General features: G+C 28.9%; 15 protein-coding genes. 4 read left to right on the top strand and 11 right to left on the bottom strand.

Annotated features, from left to right (window positions below):
• Positions 1-32: 32 nt before the first annotated feature.
• From rpsI to rpsO, 7 genes are read right to left on the bottom strand one after another with little or no spacing between them, the layout of a single operon-like run.
• Positions 33-431, bottom strand: a complete 399-nt coding sequence (rpsI, locus tag MG_RS02505; protein ID WP_010869475.1) for a 30S ribosomal protein S9 — start codon at positions 429-431, stop codon at positions 33-35.
• A 5-nt stretch (positions 432-436) separates the two neighbouring features.
• Positions 437-877, bottom strand: coding sequence for a 50S ribosomal protein L13 (gene rplM / locus MG_RS02510; RefSeq protein ID WP_010869476.1), 441 nt, complete (start codon positions 875-877; stop codon positions 437-439).
• Positions 878-914: 37 nt separating this feature from the next.
• Positions 915-2708 (bottom strand): DNA polymerase III subunit gamma/tau, encoded by a 1794-nt coding sequence (gene dnaX, locus MG_RS02515; protein WP_009885609.1) that lies wholly within the window; start codon positions 2706-2708, stop codon positions 915-917.
• Between the two features lie 5 nt (positions 2709-2713).
• Positions 2714-5572 carry an excinuclease ABC subunit UvrA gene (uvrA, locus tag MG_RS02520; RefSeq protein WP_014894509.1) on the bottom strand — a complete coding sequence of 953 codons (2859 nt, stop codon included), beginning with the start codon at positions 5570-5572 and terminating at the stop codon, positions 2714-2716.
• Complete coding sequence (locus tag MG_RS02525; protein ID WP_010869478.1) at positions 5550-8057, bottom strand: MPN620 family protein; 2508 nt, start codon at positions 8055-8057, stop codon at positions 5550-5552. The genes uvrA and MG_RS02525 overlap by 23 nt, the downstream gene beginning before the upstream one ends.
• Positions 8058-8094: 37 nt before the next feature.
• Entirely contained in the window at positions 8095-9780 is a 1686-nt protein-coding gene (locus MG_RS02530) for an RNase J family beta-CASP ribonuclease (protein WP_010869479.1), read from the bottom strand.
• Between the two features lie 2 nt (positions 9781-9782).
• The gene (gene rpsO / locus MG_RS02535) at positions 9783-10043 is read right to left on the bottom strand and encodes a 30S ribosomal protein S15 (protein WP_009885608.1); all 261 of its coding nucleotides are present in this window, start codon (positions 10041-10043) and stop codon (positions 9783-9785) included.
• A gap of 188 nt (positions 10044-10231) precedes the next feature.
• On the opposite strand from rpsO, the gene MG_RS02540 reads away from it, so the two are divergent.
• The 4 genes from MG_RS02540 (at position 10232) to MG_RS02550 (ending at position 12885) form a co-directional block, all read left to right on the top strand.
• On the top strand, positions 10232-11581 hold the full coding sequence (locus MG_RS02540; protein ID WP_009885607.1) for a DEAD/DEAH box helicase: 1350 nt from the start codon (positions 10232-10234) through the stop codon (positions 11579-11581).
• 22 nt (positions 11582-11603) lie between these two features.
• The gene (rpmB, locus tag MG_RS02850; RefSeq protein ID WP_009885606.1) at positions 11604-11798 is read left to right on the top strand and encodes a 50S ribosomal protein L28; all 195 of its coding nucleotides are present in this window, start codon (positions 11604-11606) and stop codon (positions 11796-11798) included.
• 35 nt (positions 11799-11833) lie between these two features.
• The gene (locus tag MG_RS02545) at positions 11834-12259 is read left to right on the top strand and encodes a hydroperoxide reductase (RefSeq protein ID WP_009885605.1); all 426 of its coding nucleotides are present in this window, start codon (positions 11834-11836) and stop codon (positions 12257-12259) included.
• A 110-nt stretch (positions 12260-12369) separates the two neighbouring features.
• The gene (locus MG_RS02550; RefSeq protein WP_009885604.1) at positions 12370-12885 is read left to right on the top strand and encodes a sigma-70 family RNA polymerase sigma factor; all 516 of its coding nucleotides are present in this window, start codon (positions 12370-12372) and stop codon (positions 12883-12885) included.
• On the opposite strand, the gene ptsP is transcribed toward MG_RS02550, so the two are convergent.
• Genes ptsP through MG_RS02570 form a run of 4 tightly spaced genes read right to left on the bottom strand, consistent with a single transcriptional unit; the run spans position 12882 to position 18110 of the window.
• The gene (gene ptsP / locus MG_RS02555) at positions 12882-14600 is read right to left on the bottom strand and encodes a phosphoenolpyruvate--protein phosphotransferase (RefSeq protein ID WP_010869480.1); all 1719 of its coding nucleotides are present in this window, start codon (positions 14598-14600) and stop codon (positions 12882-12884) included. The genes MG_RS02550 and ptsP overlap by 4 nt on opposite strands.
• Before the next feature lie 3 nt (positions 14601-14603).
• Positions 14604-16127, bottom strand: coding sequence for a 2,3-bisphosphoglycerate-independent phosphoglycerate mutase (gpmI, locus tag MG_RS02560; RefSeq protein ID WP_009885603.1), 1524 nt, complete (start codon positions 16125-16127; stop codon positions 14604-14606).
• Positions 16120-16854 carry a triose-phosphate isomerase gene (gene tpiA, locus MG_RS02565; protein ID WP_009885602.1) on the bottom strand — a complete coding sequence of 245 codons (735 nt, stop codon included), beginning with the start codon at positions 16852-16854 and terminating at the stop codon, positions 16120-16122. The genes gpmI and tpiA overlap by 8 nt, the downstream gene beginning before the upstream one ends.
• A 59-nt stretch (positions 16855-16913) precedes the next feature.
• A complete protein-coding gene (locus MG_RS02570) occupies positions 16914-18110 on the bottom strand; it encodes a YitT family protein (RefSeq protein ID WP_009885601.1) in 1197 nt (398 codons plus the stop codon).
• Positions 18111-18194 lie beyond the last annotated feature (84 nt).

Raw genomic sequence — 18194 nt, forward strand, 5'->3', positions numbered from 1 at the left:
TAAATAAAACTTATTAAGTGACAGTTTTTTTACTAACGCTTAGTAAATTGTGGTGCACGTCTAGCACCATATAAACCAAATTTTTTGCGTTCCTTAGCACGCTTATCACGTGTTGTTAATTTTTTGGTTTTTAATAACTTTTTAAGATCTGGATTAAATTTTATTAAAGCACGAACAATACCTAATCTAATGGCTCCTGCCTGCCCAGTAAATCCTCCACCTTTAACAACAACATTGATATCAAAGTTATCCTTAAGTTTGGTTAACTCTAAGGGTTGTTCCATATCTTGAATCACCAATTTATTTGGAAAATAATCGCTAGGATTACGATGATTAATGGTTATTTTACCCTTATCTTTGCTTTGATATAAATAAACTTTAGCAGTAGAAGATTTACGACGACCAAGTCCATAAAAAGATTTTTTATCCATATCTTTTAACTTCAATTAAGTAATGTTGGTTTTTGTGCTTCCATGTTGTGCTTATCATTCTTAAAAACATGTACTTTAGTTATTAATCTTCTGCTTAAACGATTATCAGGTAACATTCCCTTAACAGCATTGAAAACAAGTTTATCTGAATTTTTGTTTATCATATCCCTTCCACTAGTTTTTTTAATTCCACCCATGTATTGAGAGTGATGATATCAAAACTCATTGTCTTTTTTATTTCCAGTTAAAACCACTTGATCACTGTTAATAATTATTAGATGATCTCCACAATCTTGATTAGGAGTAAAATTAGCTTTATTTTTTCCTCTAATTAAATTTGCAGCTTTAACTGCTAATTTGCCTAAAACCAAACCACTAGCGTCAACAAGATACCACTTCCTGTTTTTAATGGCTTCTTCCTTTGTAAGCATCGATGTTTTTTGCATATATTTAGATACAAAACCGCATTCTATTTTAATATTATTACTTTTCTTCAAAAAGTCCTTTAAAGTATTTATCCACCATTTTTTGTGATAAAGAGCGTTTCTTTTCTTTTAAAAAAGGCTTAGCTAAGTTTTCCAATTGGGTTAAGTTCAACACTTCAGTTTGATACTTTTGATTTTTTGTTTCTTCAGTAATTGTTGTTTTATATTGATGCTCACTAAAAGATGCTAAGAATAAATTTTGGTTAAAAATCTGAAATATAGTTGCTTGTACATTACCTTCTTCTATTGCCTCTTTTCAAAGTCTCATAGCAATTTTTTGATCTTCAAATAAGATAACTATCCCAAATGAAGAAGCTTTTACTATTTTGGTTGCTTTCACTATATCACGAGCACTATATTTGTCTATAAAGTTATTGAAATAACTTAAATTATTCTGTTTATCTTTATCATTAAATTTAGTTTGAAAAACACTTAAAAGATTTTGAAAATGATTAATTCATTTATTGTCATTAAATGCATTAATTGCAAGAGCAATATTGGCAAGATTTAGTTTGCTTGTATCTAAGAATTTGTTATTAGTAACTTCATCATTTTTAGGTGTCTTTTCTGATTTATCTATAAAAGATTTTTCAAATAAAGAAAAGTGCTTTTGGTCTTGTTTGTGATTTGATTTTTTTATTTTTTTCTTTTCCAAATATTCAGTTTCTAAGTGTAGAGATTTTTCATTACTTGGTGAGCTTATTGTTAAAGGTTTTTGATTAAAAAATTCATTATAGCTAATAACAATAGCTTTTAGCCTATCAATTAAAGTTAATTGACTTAAACCAAAATTAGTATTTTCTTCAATGGCCTTAATTAAAAACGCATAATGCTGCTTTTCAAAATTAAGTGTTTCTATCATTGTTTTTTCAGTTGAATCTAAAACATTAATATTTTTTAGTTTTGCATACGCATATAAATTAACTGTTAGCGCAAACAACTCTCTTAAGAAGTAAGTGAAATTTAGACCATTACTTTCAAAATCATCAAGCAAGTTAAATGCTTCTTTTATATCTCCTGATAAAACTGCTTTAATAAAAGTAAATTTTGCATTTCTATCAACGATATTAAATGTTTTTTCAACATCAGTAATACTAATTTTTTCACTATCAGAGAAATTGCTAATTTGATCTAGTAAGCTAAGCCCATCACGCAATGAACCTTGGGATAAATCAGCAATTTTTATTAATGCATCTTTCTCTATCTTAATCTTTTCTTTTTTTGCTATATCATTTAATCTTTCAAGGATTAAATCACTAGTTATTTTTTTAAAAAAGAAGCTTTGACATCTGGACAAAATTGTTAATGGAATCTTGTTAAATTCAGTAGTTGTAAAAATAAAAAGAACATAAGGTGGTGATTCTTCTAAAGTTTTTAACAAGCCACCCCATGATTGGGTGGTTAACATGTGTGCTTCATCTAAAATATAAACCTTTTTTTTAAATGTGAAGGGATGATTGAAAACATTTTCTACCAACTCTCTAATATCATTAATACCATTTTTAGAAGCTGCATCTATCTCAACTATATCAATGGCACTATTAGTGTTAATACTTTTACACACATCACAACTATTACAAACATCAATTTGATCTCAATTTAAGCAGTTTATCGCTTTTGCTATTATCTTTGCAAAAGTAGTTTTACCTGTTCCTCTTTCACCTGAAAAGATATAACCATTAGGTAGTTTATCCCTGTTAATAGCATTCACCAAGATTTTTCTTATCGATTCTTGTCCTAGGGTTTGTTTGAAATTGATTGGCCGATATTTTTGATAAAAAACTTGGTGCATAATTTTTAAATTGAATCTGGTTTTAAAATTTTGGACAAATATTGGGCAGTATAAGATTTATTAACTTGGTTTATAAGTTGTTCAGGTGTTCCTTGAGCAACAATTTGACCACCATTGTCACCACCTTCAGGACCTAAATCAATGATATAGTCAGCAACCTTAATAATATCTAAGTTATGTTCTATAACAACTACTGTATCACCATTCTTAATGATTCTTTGAATTATTGTTAATAGTTTGTTTATATCTTCTAAATGTAAGCCAGTAGAGGGTTCATCTAAAACAAACAAAGTTTTACCAGTAGATTTTTTTTGTAAAAACTTAGATAACTTAATTCTCTGTGCTTCCCCACCTGAAAGAAAAGTGACATTAATACCTAATTGCAAATATTCTAAACCAACATCACATAACAACCTTAGTTTACGTGATATATTTGGGATAGCTTTAAAAAATTCATAAGCTTCTTTACAAGACATTTGTAAAACATCAAAAATTGATTTTCCCAAATATTTAATTTCCAGTGTTTGTGAATTGTACTTCTTGCCATTACATACTTCACATTTGACATAAACATCAGGTAAAAAATGCATTTCAATGCGAATCACACCATCACCAAAACACTTATCACACCTACCACCTGGAACATTAAAAGAAAATCGTGAATTTGTATATCCTCTTGCTTTAGCTTCTTTTGTGTTGGCAAATAAATCACGAATATCATCAAAAACACTAATATAGGTTGCAGGATTAGAACGTGGTGTTCTACCAATTGGGTCTTGAGAGACAACAATTATCTTATCAATGTTGTTAGCACCAATTATTTCCTTATATGTATCTTTTTTAACACCTTTACGATAAAGAATTCTTTCTAAAGCTGGAACTAATGTTTGATTAATTAAAGAGGATTTTCCAGAACCTGAAACCCCTGTTATCAAAACCAATTTATTTAAAGGAATGGTGACATTAATATTTTTCAAATTATTAACTTTAGCACCCTTGATAATAATTGTTTTACCATTACCACTATGTCTATTTTTTGGAATGGAGATTTGTTTTTTACCACTAAGATATTGTCCAGTAATTGAGTTTGAGTTTTCCATTACTTGTAAAGGTGTACCGCAAGCAACTAATTCACCACCTTCATTACCTGCTTTAGGACCAATATCAATTAAATAATCTGCCGCTAACATTGTTTCACTGTCATGCTCAACTACTAATAAGGTGTTACCTAAATCACGCATTACCATCATTGTTTTAATTAAACGCATATTGTCTTTTTGATGCAATCCAATAGAAGGTTCATCCATTACATATAAAACACCAGTAAGTTGAGAACCAATTTGGGTAGCTAATCTAATTCTTTGTGCTTCTCCACCTGACAGCGTAGAAGCTCTTCTTGCAAGATTAAGATAATCTAAACCAACATTTTTAAGAAAAGAAAGACGATTAATAATCTCTTTTAAAGCTAATTCACCGATCTTCTTTTGCTCATCATTTAACTCTAGTTTTAATAGAAAATCAATACTTTTATCAATGGAAAGTTCAGTAAAGCTAATAATGTCAATTCCTCCTAACTTAACACTTAAAGCGTCTTTTATTAATTTTTTTCCATGACACTTTTTACATGTTATTTCAGACATGTATGCAGAATATCATTCTCTACTTACTTGGCTGTTTGTTTCTAGGTGTCTTCTTTTAATTAAATTAGCTATCCCTTCATAATGCTCAAAGCGGATATTCTTAGCACCTGAATTGGAAATTGTTTTTATTTCAATAGGTTCATCACTTCCTTCTAAAATTAAATTAAGTTGTGACTTATCTAACTGTTCAATTGGTTTATCTAATGGAATTTTATAGTGATTAACTAAAGATAAAAAGCGCTGTCAATCCAAAGAAGTTCCATGCACAATATTTTTAAAAATATCAATGGCTCCTTGGTTAATAGAAAGTTTAGAATCAGCAATTATCTTGTCTACATCAGGTTCATAACTAAAACCAAGTCCTTTGCAATATGAACATGAACCTAAAGGGGAGTTAAAGGAAAATAATCTTGGTTCCAATTCACTAATAGAAAAACCACATTTATCACAACCATGATTTTTGCTGAAATTTAATATTGTTCCATCTTCCTTAAGAACTTCTATCTTGCCATTAGTTAACCTATCAATGGTTTCAATGCTATCAACTATCCTTGAATAAGTTTGATTATCTTTATTGATGATAATTCTATCGATCACTACACTAATGTTGTGTTTAGTATTTTTATCAAGTTTAATTTCATCATCTAAGGTGTAAATCTGGCCATCAACTAAGACTCTAAGAAAACCTAATTGCTTGTATTTAATAAATTCATTTGTAAAAATGCCGCGCTGATTTTTAACAGTAGGTGCTAATAATTGCACCTTTGATTTATTAGGTAAATCAAAAATCTGATTAGCAATTTGGTTAATTGTTTGCGTTTGAATAGAACCATGACCATTAGGACAATAAGGGGTCCCAATTCTAGCTCATAAAAGTCTTAGATAATCATAGATCTCAGTTACTGTACCCACAGTTGAACGTGGGTTATGTGAAGTGGTTTTTTGATCAATGGAAATTGCTGGTGATAATCCTTCTATAAGATCAACATCAGGTTTATCACTGTTACCTAAAAATTGGCGTGCATAAGAAGATAGAGACTCTAAATATCTTCTTCTCCCCTCAGCATAAATTGTGTTAAATGCTAAGGAAGATTTACCTGATCCTGATAGACCAGTAATAACAACAAATTGATTTTTAGGGATATCAATGTTAATGTTTTTAAGGTTATTTTCTCTAGCACCTTTAACCCTTATAAAATCATTATTTTTTCATTCCGGTTTCAAAGTCAATGTTTTTAATTGAAAAATTTTTAACTAACTTATTATTAGGATCATTGAAAATAAGCGCAATACCTTGTTTATTTTGATATGAGATCAAAAGTCCACGAATGAAATTATAAGCGTGGTTAGTGAAATCATTGCAGCAGTTTATCATTAGTAACTTAGGATTTAACAAAAGTTTAAATAGCAAGTAAAGCTTTAGACTTTCATTTTTGTTAATTTTGTTTAAATCACTAAATAACATTCAGCTGCTAATACCATTCTTTTTGGTTTGATTTATCAATAAATTAATGTTGTTAATAAAGTTAAGTTTTTTAAGATTTTTTTGTGATCTTAAAAAGAAATTAATTGTTTTTAATTGTGAATTCAAAACATTAAGATAAAGCTTATTTGAAGCTTCTAAACGATTGATATTGCACTCTTCTGAATCAATAAAAAAAGTTCTCTTAATTTTCTTGTTTGTTTTTTTAAGTCTTAAGTGCAATGTTTTGTTTAAAATACAATATCTTTTCATGATGAATTTAATCTTTTGTAACTTTTGATTTGTTTCATCGCGAAAAATTCACTTAACTAAATTAATGTCTTTTAAAAGTAATTTGTATTTTTGTTTGCATTTTTTTAGCTTTTGTTTTAGATCATTCTTGGTTTCTTTATTTGTTGTATCTGTTGTTGAAGAAAAACCGCGTGATGCTAACAGGAAACTAACAGGGGTTTCAAAATTTAGATCTAAATATTTATTAATAACTTTGTCAACTAGAAAATTTCACTTTGGGGAGTTTAAATCATTTTTTAACTTATCTTTTAGCAAACTAAAATGTGGTTCACTACGTCCTTCATTTCAAATAAAATCATTAGAACCACAACTTAAAAACTCATATTTATTAAAGAATTGTTGAAATTTTTTACTTAGGCTATTTCAAAGTGAAATAAGAACAAAATACAAGTTATTTAACTCATATTTTTGTCAGTTAATTTTTTGATAATTAGCTAATAAGCTTTCATAAAAATATTGCTTTATTTGAAATGCAAAGTTAAAAGTCTCCAAACTTTTTCTCATGCTGATTAAACCAATTGCATATTGCACTGTATCAATAAACTGTTTGAAAACTGTTTTTTGGATTAGAACTGAAAAACTGTTATTATGCTTACCTCTATAATGATTTTGATTTAATAAGATGTTTTCTTTTAGTTCATTAACCAATTTTTCATGAACATACAAATTGTTTGATTGTTTAACAAAATTTTTAATAAAAGATAAACGTGCTTTGATCAAAAATTCATGAACCTCTTTTTTCGTTAGAATGAAACGTGCAGACATTATTTTAAGTTCTTGATTAATTGTCTGGTACTTTCAGTTCAAATTAGGACCTGATTTTAAGCTGATAATTTCTTGATAAAGATTTTGAATATTAGCAAAGATTTTATTGACTAAATTAATACTTTCATCAATAGTTTCTACAAGTAATTTTGGAGAAAGTAAATCCATTTTCTTAATTTCTTTCAAAAGTAAAATTCTTGTTTTAATCCGCTTAGATACAATCTTTTTTTCTAAAATTCTTTTTCTATAAAAATTAAAAAAACTTCTTCACTTAATCTTTCAACCACTAAAAATTAAAGAAAAGGTGAATGAATTAATTAATTGCAAAGCATTTTTATGTTGTTTTGAGAATGTTTTCTTAGCATCAAAAAGTCTTTGTTTAGCTCTTTCAATTTGCAATTTTTCAAAATAACTGTTATCTCGTGATTTAGCTTCATAAGCAGCTATTTTCAGTTTGTTTTTTAAGTTATTTTTTTGTTCGTTCAATGCATAGTAACGCTCAAAAAAACTTTTTATTACTTTGTTATTAAAAGTAAATAATTGATTGAAAAACATGCAATTAAAATCAACAAGTTCTCTTTCGTTTTTTTCAATTAAAGTTAAAAAATTATTGTATTCAAAATCAACTTGTTCAAAGTAGATTGAATTAATAAATTTTGATGTAAAAAACTGATTAATGACTTTACTAGTTTTTTGATTAACATTTTCAATTTTCAAAATTGAAAACCTAAATAAATCATTAAGCGCATTAAAACCTAAAAATCACTTTAACTGTTTAGGTATATTCACTAAATTAAAGTAATTTTGATCTTTTTTATAACTTAAATCTTGTTTTAGAAAAATGCTAAATGAATTAGGAAATAACCACTTATTTTTATTTCTTAAATCTATCTCTTCACATAAATTAAACTTAATTTTTTGAAGCGGTAAATATTGATGGTTATTAACAAGCAAAAACCCAGAATAGGGTTGTTTATTTAACTGTAAAACTTGTGAAAGGGTTTTTCATTGTGCTTGATTTAAATTATCAATGAGATAGTTACCATACTTAAATAATGATAGCTTTGCAACCCCAAAATAGTTAGCATCTAAAAAGGAGGTACGAATCATTAATAATGACAAATCAACCCACTGTTCTAGATTATCAAAAAGAGATATTTTCTTTAGCATGTACCTTTCAAATTTTAATTGCTAATCTTTAAGGTACTTAAATAGAAATAATAGTTGAAAGAATTAAGGGTGCTTTTGATGTCATCTTGGTGAATAAATTCATTACTGCTCGTTTAATAGAAACCTTCAATTCTTTTGAAATTTCTTTACCTATTCGTTTTTTAATCGTGGTGAAATCCTTAATATCATTAATTTGTTTTTTAATTAATTCTTCCATTTTTGTTTTTAGTTTATCTTTTTCTGGTACATCTAAAGATACTCCTAAAAAAGAATAAGTTATCTCATTTAAGAATTCACTCTTTTTTTGATCAAAATAAATGATTATGATCACAACTCCAGATTCTGACATTTGATCACGTTCAAACATAATGCTAGCTCCAATTTCTTGTAATCCAGCAGAATCAACACACTTAGGATTTAATTTCAATTCATTTTTTTTGCTATCTAGTTTTTTGTTTTCAATAGTTAAAACTTCACCGTTAAAAAGAATTAAGATTTGATTTTGCTCAGCGCCAGCTTGTTTTAAAACCATTGTGAAGTTTATAAAATCCCTATAAAGTCCACCAGTTGGAATAATATATTTTGGTTTTAAAGAACTAACTAAAAACTTCATATCTTCATCACTTGCTTGGATAGAAAGGATTTCTCTACCTAAGTTGTAATAACTAACTTCATTACGTGCAATATCATCAAGGATTTGTGCTTCTATCTCTTCATAGCCAGCAACTTTAGGAGTCATAAAGATAAAAGTATCACTCTTACGATAACGAATTCTTTCATCTTCGTTCATTCCAATTTTGAATAATTTAGCATACAACTTATCAGGTGGTGAGGTGAGAACAACAATACTGTTGGTTGAATTGTTAATCTCCTCAATAGAAATGGTATTTAAATGCGTGTTATTAAACAATTTTTGACGCACAATTGTGTTAAAGAGATGCACAAATGATTGTGAATAGATAATAAAAGGACGATTTTGCATCCTTGCAATCTGGGCAAGAGTCATAACACTGTAAGCATTTGAATCATAACAAGCTACAAATATTCTGCCTTTGGCTGGAGTTATGATCCTGTTTAACTGTTCTAATGACTTGTGTTTAGGTGTTGTAAAACCACTGTTTCTACCAACTAAACCAACTCCTGTTATTAATAACAATGTATTGTCAGAAAGTTTAGGGATAATTTGATTTAGTTGATTTTCAAAAGCAATGTTCTTATCATTTAAAACAATGAAATCATCAATAAAAACGATGTAACCATTATCAGTATTTAAAGCAAATCCAAATGATGATGGTAAAGAACTTGATACTTTAAAAGGGGTAATAGAATGATTAGAAATTTCGATTGTTTCAAGTGGTTTTAATTCATGAATTTCCAATTTATCACGTGCAATATTAAGTTTGTTTTCATTAATTTTGCTTTTAATTATAGAAGCGCCTATTGAACTTGTGTAAATAGGAAAAAATCCTACTGTATGGAACAAAAATTCTAATGATCCTAAGTTTTCAGTAATGGCATTACCTATAAAAATACCTTTAACTCTTGCTTGATTTTCTTGAATTCAACTAAAATCAGGAATAATTTTTTTAACACCTAAAACTGCTGTTGTTGGTGTTAAGCTACCAACATTAAAGATAAACACATCATTGTCAATTTCAAGCACATAGCAATTTTTACCACGTTCATCTTGACCGCCGAGCGCAAAGAATTTAATCTTAGCCATTTTTAACCCCGGAGGTTTAAATTTTTAATCAAATCACGGTAGGTTTCAATATTACGTTCTTTTAGATATTTAAGTAGCCGTTTTCTTTTTGATACCTTTGTATATAAACCACGCTTAGAAATAAAATCCTTTTTGTTTGCTAACAGGTGGTCTGTTAATTTTTTAATCTGATCTGTTAATATAGAGATTTGTACTTGCACACTGCCAACATCGTTTTTGTGAAGTTGATGAGCCTTAATGATTTGTTCTTTATCAATTTTCATTAATTAATAAACACGTTGAATTATAACAAAATTAGAAAACGGCTCATTGCCAAGGTTAGAAGTAATAAATTCTCCTACTTACTTATTACTTATAATAAATATAGTTTTTATTTTTATTAATAAATTCTCTCGATATTTTCGATATTTAAATCTATACATCTAAACAAATTAACAAAGCCATTTAACTTATGGACTCAACCTTTCATGAGCTTGGGATCTCTCAAACTTTAATTGAAACGCTTAATGCGCTTCATATTAATAAGCCAACAAAAATTCAACAAATCTCTATCCCTCAGTTTTTATCAGAAAAAAACTTAATAGTTCACTCGCCAACAGGAACTGGTAAAACTGCTGCTTTTGCAATTCCCATAATTGAGAAGCTATTAAAAGAAGATCAAACAGCAAAACCAACTTTAGTAATTGCTCCAACAAGAGAATTAGTAGAACAGATTAAAACCACATTTTCAAATATTGCTAAAAATAAAAAACTAAGAATTATTAGTTTAATTGGTGGTGTACCTGCTTGAAAACAAATCAAAAAAATCAAAACAAATCCCCAAATAATAGTTGGTACTATGGGTAGAATTATGGATCTTTTAGAGCGTAAAGCAATTCATTTTAGCGATTTAGAACACCTAATTATTGATGAAGTTGATTTAATGTTAGACCGTGGTTTTAAAAAACAAATTTTTAATTTACTAGAACAAATCAATTCCTTTAAACAAATTGCTGTTTATTCAGCTAGTTACAACCAAGAAGCTATTAACATTGCCAAGCAAATTACTAATAATGGGATCTTTATTGGATCACCTGAATTTAATAAAGACGCAAATACCAATAATGATAAACTAATCAAACAATTTGTTTGTTATCTATTTTCAGATCAAAAAAAGCAAGCTTTATACAGCCTTATAAAAACAGCACAAGTTAAGTCAATCATTGTTTTTTGTGACACTAAAAAACTAGTTGATGATCTTCATGTATTTTTAAGAAAAAATGAATTAAGAACTTTTGCACTTCATGGTGATAAAAAACAATTTATTAGAGAGAGAAATCTTAAAATCTTTGCCAATACAAAACAACCCACGATTCTAGTAACTACTGATCTTATTGGTCGTGGTATCCATGTTGAAGCAATCGATATGGTTATCAATTATTCAGCTTGTTTAAATCTAGAAGCTTATATAAATAGAATGGGAAGGACTGGCAGAAACAATCATAAAGGGACATGTGTAACTTTCTGCACCTCACAAGAAAAGAAAGTCTTTCTGAAAATGGTTGAGAAAATCACTGATAATCGAATAGCTGAATGTAAACAAATGGAAATAAAGTTAATTCCTTTAAAAAATAAAGCTAAAACTAAAAAAGGTGGTATTTCACTTGATTGTGTTCAGAAAATATATGCCAATGCAAAACCATATGACCGTAATAAACGTGTCCCTTTAGCAAGTGATCTTTTCAAAAGTCGTATGCGCCAGCCTGAAAAAGCTATGCAAAAGCAAAAAATTCATGACAATGACTGACAAAGTAATATGTAATAACAATTTATAAAATACTTGTATGGCAAAAAAAGACCAACTTACCTTAAGAGGGCCTTTGTATGGCAATAATCGTTCTCATTCCAAAACTATTACAAGAAGAAAATGGAATGTAAACCTTCAGTCATGCAAAATTAAAGATACTAATGGTAAAGTAACACGGATTCTAGTTTCAACTAAAACAATTCGTACCCTTAAAAAACAAAATCGTTTCTAATTTAAATTTAAGTTAAACTTAATCCATAAGCATATATGGATAAAAAATACGATATCACAGCTGTTTTGAACGATGATAGTTCTATTAATGCAGTAAGCGATAACTTCCAAATAACACTGGATGCACGACCAAAAGAAAAATCTAAAGGCATTAATCCTCTGTCAGCTTTTTTGGCTGGTTTAGCTGCATGTGAACTTGCAACTGCTAATGCGATGGCAGCTGCTAAGATGATAACTTTGAACAAGGCACTGATTAACATCAAAGGTTATCGTTTAACAAATCCTAGTGATGGTTATTTTGGCCTACGTGAACTTAACATTCACTGAGAAATTCACTCTCCTAATGAGGAAGAAGAGATTAAAGAATTCATTGATTTTGTAAGTAAACGTTGTCCTGCTCATAACACTTTGCATGGAACTAGCAATTTTAAGATAAATATTAGCGTTACTTTAGTCCACTAAAACTTATTAAAAAAGCGAAAAATACCTGTAATTTTGCAGGTATTTTTTTATTTAAAAAAAGGATAAATTTAAGAAATTAAATTTCGCTTTAGCAGTCGATAATTGATCATATGAAAAATAATATTAGTGATGTAAAGTTGGGACTGTTAGCAGCAAAAATTTATTGAAAATCTTGACGCTTTTTAGAGTTAACAGAAGATGACATTATCTCTATTGCACTTCATGCAGAGCAAGATTCTAAGAAGCGTTTTAATCCTGAATTTGGCTTAAGTTTTGACAACTATCTCAAATTAAATGGAGCAAATTTCATTAGATCAAGTTTTAGAAGTATGGTGAATAAAGTTGAATTGCTTGATTCTAAAAGTAAATACTCATTAGAAAAGCAAAACACAGTTCTAAATACACCTGAAAACTATTTACGGAGTTTAGAATTTAAAGAAATTATTACTAAAGCTTTTAATAAAGCTAAAAACGATCAAGAGAGAAAAGTTTTTTCTTTATATGTAAAGGGCTATAAAAACTTTGAGATAGCAAAAAAGCTCAATATTAGTCCTAGAAGAGTGAGATATTTATTAGATCTTTTTAAAAGCTACATCAAATTGCTAACAGAAAGATATGGATATTAAATAAAGATATTTTTCTTTTTAAAGAAATTTTCTACTAGTTTTCTAACAGCACTATCACTAGTTAATTTCAATGCTTTTTCAACTAATGATTTACATTCATTAATTGTTATTTTAGCAATAACCATTCTTGCTTTAAACATTGAACTTGCACTCATTGATAACTCTGTTAACCCTAAACCTAAAAGCAACGGTATTGCATATTGATCACTGGCCATTTCACCACACATTCCAGTTCAAACATTATTTAATTTACCACCTTCTACAACTAGTTTAATTAAGCGTAGTAATGCTGGATTTAATGGTTGGTATAGATAACTAACGTTTTTATTCATCCTATCAGCAGCAAAACTATATTGGATTAAATCATTGCTACCTATTGAGAAAAAATCAACATGTTTTCCTAAGCAATCAGCTGCTAATGCTGCTGATGGAATTTCAATCATTATTCCTAATTTAAATTTCTTAGTTTCATTAAATTCTTGTTGAACTTTTGTTAAAAGTTGCTTAACTTGAACTAATTCATCAAGAGTTGCAACCATTGGAAACATAATTCCTAAATTTCCATAATCAGAAGCTCTTAATAAAGCACGAAGTTGGGTCTTAAAAACAGCTTGTTTATCTAATGTTAAACGGATAGCACGATAACCTAAGAAAGGGTTATCTTCATGAGGAAATTGAAAATAATTTAGTTTTTTATCTCCACCAATGTCTAATGTTCTAATTATTACCAAATCATTTTTAGCTTTTTGTAAAACAGTTTTATAAGCTTCAAATTGAACTGATTCATCAGGTCAATCTTGACTACTCATATAGAGAAATTCAGTTCTAAAAAGACCAATTCCATTCGTGTTATACTCAACTGCTAAATCCATATCTTTTACATTACCAATATTAGAAGCGACAATAACTTCATATCCATCTAAGGTTTTTACTAATTTATTGGTATATTGTTTTAATTCATTTTGAAAGTTGGATTCCAACTCTTTTTCTTGTTTTCATTGAGTTATGTCTTTACTTGAAAAGTCAAAACCCACAATACCTTTTCTACCATTGATACCAACTGTTTTGCCATCTTCAACTTTACTGGTAATATTTTTTAAACCAACTATGGCAGGAATTTCCATAGAACGAGCCATAATGGCAGCATGACTTGTTTTACCACCACTCTCAGTTAAAAAACCCTTGACATACTTTTTATTAAGAGTTGCTGTTTGACTTGGTGTTAAATCATTAGCTACTATAATGACATCACTTTTAATCCTGATTAAATCATTAAGTTTTACTCCAGTTAAATAACTTAAGAGCCTTTGGTGTAAATCTAATATATCACTGGCACGTTCTTTAAAATACTTATCATCCATTTCACTAAACATTAAAGCTGTTTGTTGAAAAACATTATCAACAGCAATAACAGGATGGATGTTTTTATTTAGTTGTTGTTCTAATTGCTCAGTGATAGTAGGATCATTAAGAATTTGGATGTGTGCATCAAAAATCATTCCTGCTTCTTGATTAATATTCTTAACAGTAATTGTCTTAATCTCTTCAAGGTCTTTTTTTGCTTTTTGAAAAGCACTGCTTAAAAGCTTTTTTGCTTGGGTGGGTGTCATTTTGACATTTGTGTATTTTTTAACGTCAAATTGAGGTGTTTGAATAATGAAAGCTTTTGCAACAGCAATGCCATCTGAAACACCAATCCCAATTATTTTTTTCATAGGTTAATTGTTATTTTTTAATAAGGATTTTGCAGTCATCTCTTTTGGTTTGCTAAGGTTAAGATATTCCAAGATAGTAGGAGCAATATTAGCTAAAATTCCAGTTTGATTAAAGTTAACATTTTTGTCAGTACATACAAATGGTACAGGATTAATAGTGTGTTTAGTAACTGGATTGTTATTATTATCAATCATCACTTCTGCATTCCCATGATCTGCAGTTAAAAACATAGTTATTTGATTAGCTTTACAAAAATCAACTATTCGTTTAATTTGAACATCGAGTGCTTCAAGAGCTTTAATGCAAGCTTGATAGTTACCAGTATGACCTACCATATCAGGATTAGCAAAATTTAAAACAGTAAAATCAAAGTTATTAAGCTTTTCTAGTAGTGCATCAGTAATAGCTTTACATGACATTTCGGGAGCTAAATCATATGTAGCAACTTTTAAAGAAGGAATTAATGTCTTTGTTTCATTGCTGAGATTAACTTCAAAACCACCATCAAAAAAGAAAGTAACGTGAGCATACTTTTCAGTTTCTGCAATCCTCAATTGCTTCAAATTATTATTAGCAATTACTTCACCAAGACTATTTTTAATGGTTTGAGGTGGAAAAGCAAATTCGCTAGGTACAATTCCCTCATAATTCATCATTGTTACAAAAAATAAATTTTCTTTTCGTTTCAATTCAGGTTGATAGTTGTAATAATTGCTGTTAAAGATCAAATGGGACATTTGTCTTGCTCTATCAGGTCTAAAATTAAAGAAAATAACTCCATCATTATTGTTTAATGCAAACTGATCAGAATTTAAATTGGCATTAATTGCAGGATAAATAAATTCATCAGTAATTTGGTTCTGATATTGCGTTTCAATATAACCAATTGGGTCATTGAATTTATTTTTTGAAACTCCTAATAAAGCTTTATAAGCAATCATTTCACGATCCCAGCGTTGATCACGATCCATTCCATAGTATCTTCCCCCAATAGTTCCAATAACAACATTAGGATAGTTTTTTAGAAATATCATTAATTTCTCAAGATCTTGTTTTAAGCTACAAGGTGCTACATCTCTACCATCACCAAATAAATGTAATACTACCTTTGCATGTTTTGAAAACAATTCAATGAGTGCTAATAGATGTTCATTATGACTATGCACTCCTCCATTGGAAAATAACCCAATTAAATGGATTTTTGAATGGTTTTTTTCTACATGTTCTATGGTTTTTAAAAAAGCTTTATTTGCAAAAAAACTACGATCCTTAATATGTTGATTAATCAAAGAAAGTCCAGTATAAACAACTCGACCTGCCCCAATATTTAGATGACCTACCTCAGAGTTACCTATTTGACCCATAGGCAATCCAACTGCTTCCCCAGATGCATCTAAAAGTACACAAGGATATGAATTGATTAATTCATCTAGCATTGGGGTATTTGCATTTTGTACTGCATTACCATAAATAGCATTTGAGATCCCATAACCATCAAGGATTGCTAATAAAACTTTTTTATGCATATACCCTAGCCATTTCTAAAAAGTTTTTAATTTCTAAAGATGCTTTACCAACTAAAAATCCATCAATTTGTTCCATTATTGCTAGTTTTTGGATATTATTATGATCAACTGATCCGCCATATAGAATTGAGATATTGTTAGCAACATTTTCATCATATAAGTCATTAATATATTCCCTAATGGTTTTAATGGTTTGATTTGCAACTTCAGGAGTTGCTGTTTTACCTGTCCCAATTGCTCACAAAGGTTCATAAGCAATAACTAAATTTTTAATTAAGCTTTTGTCAATCGTATCTAAGCAATTAGTAAGATCAGTTTTAAGAAAGCTAATCTCTTGTCCTAAAGCCTCACCAATACATAAAACTACTTGCATGGATGCTTTTAGACAAGCAAAGAGCTTTTGATTAATAACTGCACTGGTTTCGTTATAGTATTTTCTTCTTTCAGAATGACCAATAATACTGTTGTTAACACCAATGTCTTGAAGTTGAGTAAAGCTTACAGTTCCAGTATATGAACCACTTTCAATAAAGTTAGCGTCTTGGGCAAATAAAAGGAGACTATCACTAATTATTTTTTTTATTTCAGTGAGATGAACATAAACAGGTGCTATCCCAATTTTGGCATTGTAATTAAGTTTATTTTGTTGAAATTGTTCAACAAAACTAACTGCGTCTTTTAAATTTTTATTTGTTTTCCAATTGCCAATTAAATACCTTGTGCGCATATGAAAGATTTTATAAGTTTTCAAAAACCATTTTCTTTTCCAACTAATTGATCATTAAGTTATGACTTGTTTTCAGTTCCATGTTTTGTTTGCTTATTGGTACGTCTATCATAGATATAGCCATCAAGCTTTTTAATAAAAGTAATGGAAAACAAAGCATCACGATCAAACTTTCTCACATCTTCTAAAAGCTTAGCAGCTTTAATAAGCAAACAATTAGTTACAAGCACTTGGGTTTTTTGGCGTGAATATCCTCCTTCAGCTTCAAACATTGTGATTGAAAATCACTGTTGATTATCAAGTAGATAGTTACGAATTTTTTCTATGTGCTTACCATAAACTTCTACTTTTACAAATTGATACTTAGGGAAATAAAAAGAAGTAAATAATCCCAACACAATGTTCATCAATAGAGTAAAAACGAGGTTTGGAGATAAAAAGAAAGCAACTCCAAATGGCTGGTGTTTATCATCACCAACATAAGATTGCACTGATAAACTACCAGTTAAATAAGTACCAATTACATAGCCAATAATAAAGCTAACTGTATTAATTAGCATCAAAATTCCACCAATGTCTTTGTATTTTTTTTCAGAATATCAGAATGCTAAAAAGTCAAGACCGCCTGTAGAAGCGTCAATAATTAAAATAACTGAATAAAAAACTGCTTGTAAAAACCCCCAAATAAGTCCATAAAAAAGTAAAGATACTTGTTTTTCAGCAGATTTTTCTCAAAATATAAGTTGTACTCCCTTTTCATTAATTAAATTTTCAAATCCACCATCTTTTGCTGTAGTTAAATTTGCAAACAAAAAGAAGTTATCTATTCCAGGGATGTATGAAAAGAAAAAACCAAAAAGATTTGAAACAGCTACAAAATAAAGGGTTAATAGGGTAAATTTTTTGGAGATTTTAAACCATCCAAAAATAAAGAAAGGAACATTAAAAAGAATTTGTGTTAACCAAAAAATAGCATTAAATATAGTTGCTGAATCAACATTAATATTTTGTGAAGTAATAAAAAAATTAACAAGACGAGCTAATCCTTGGCTAATGGAAGCCATACCAATGTCATAAAGTCCTGAAAACTGAACAAAAATAACACCAAGTAATCCTCAAAAAAAAGCAACTATTGTCAAAATTACAAGTTGTAAATAAAGCTTTTTAAGGTTGTATATAGATTGAAACTTAAGAAATGATCCAGAAAGATGAATCCTTACAAAATTACCTGAAATTTTGATGTTTTTATCTTTCATAGTTAAGAACAATTATTTTAATAATTTTGGTAATTAATAATTTCTTATTTACTATCTTATTAGTAATATTAAGCTTAGTGCAAT

The sequence above is a fragment of the Mycoplasmoides genitalium G37 genome (genome assembly GCF_000027325.1).
Taxonomy (GTDB): Bacteria; Bacillota_I; Bacilli_A; order Mycoplasmatales; family Mycoplasmoidaceae; genus Mycoplasmoides; species Mycoplasmoides genitalium.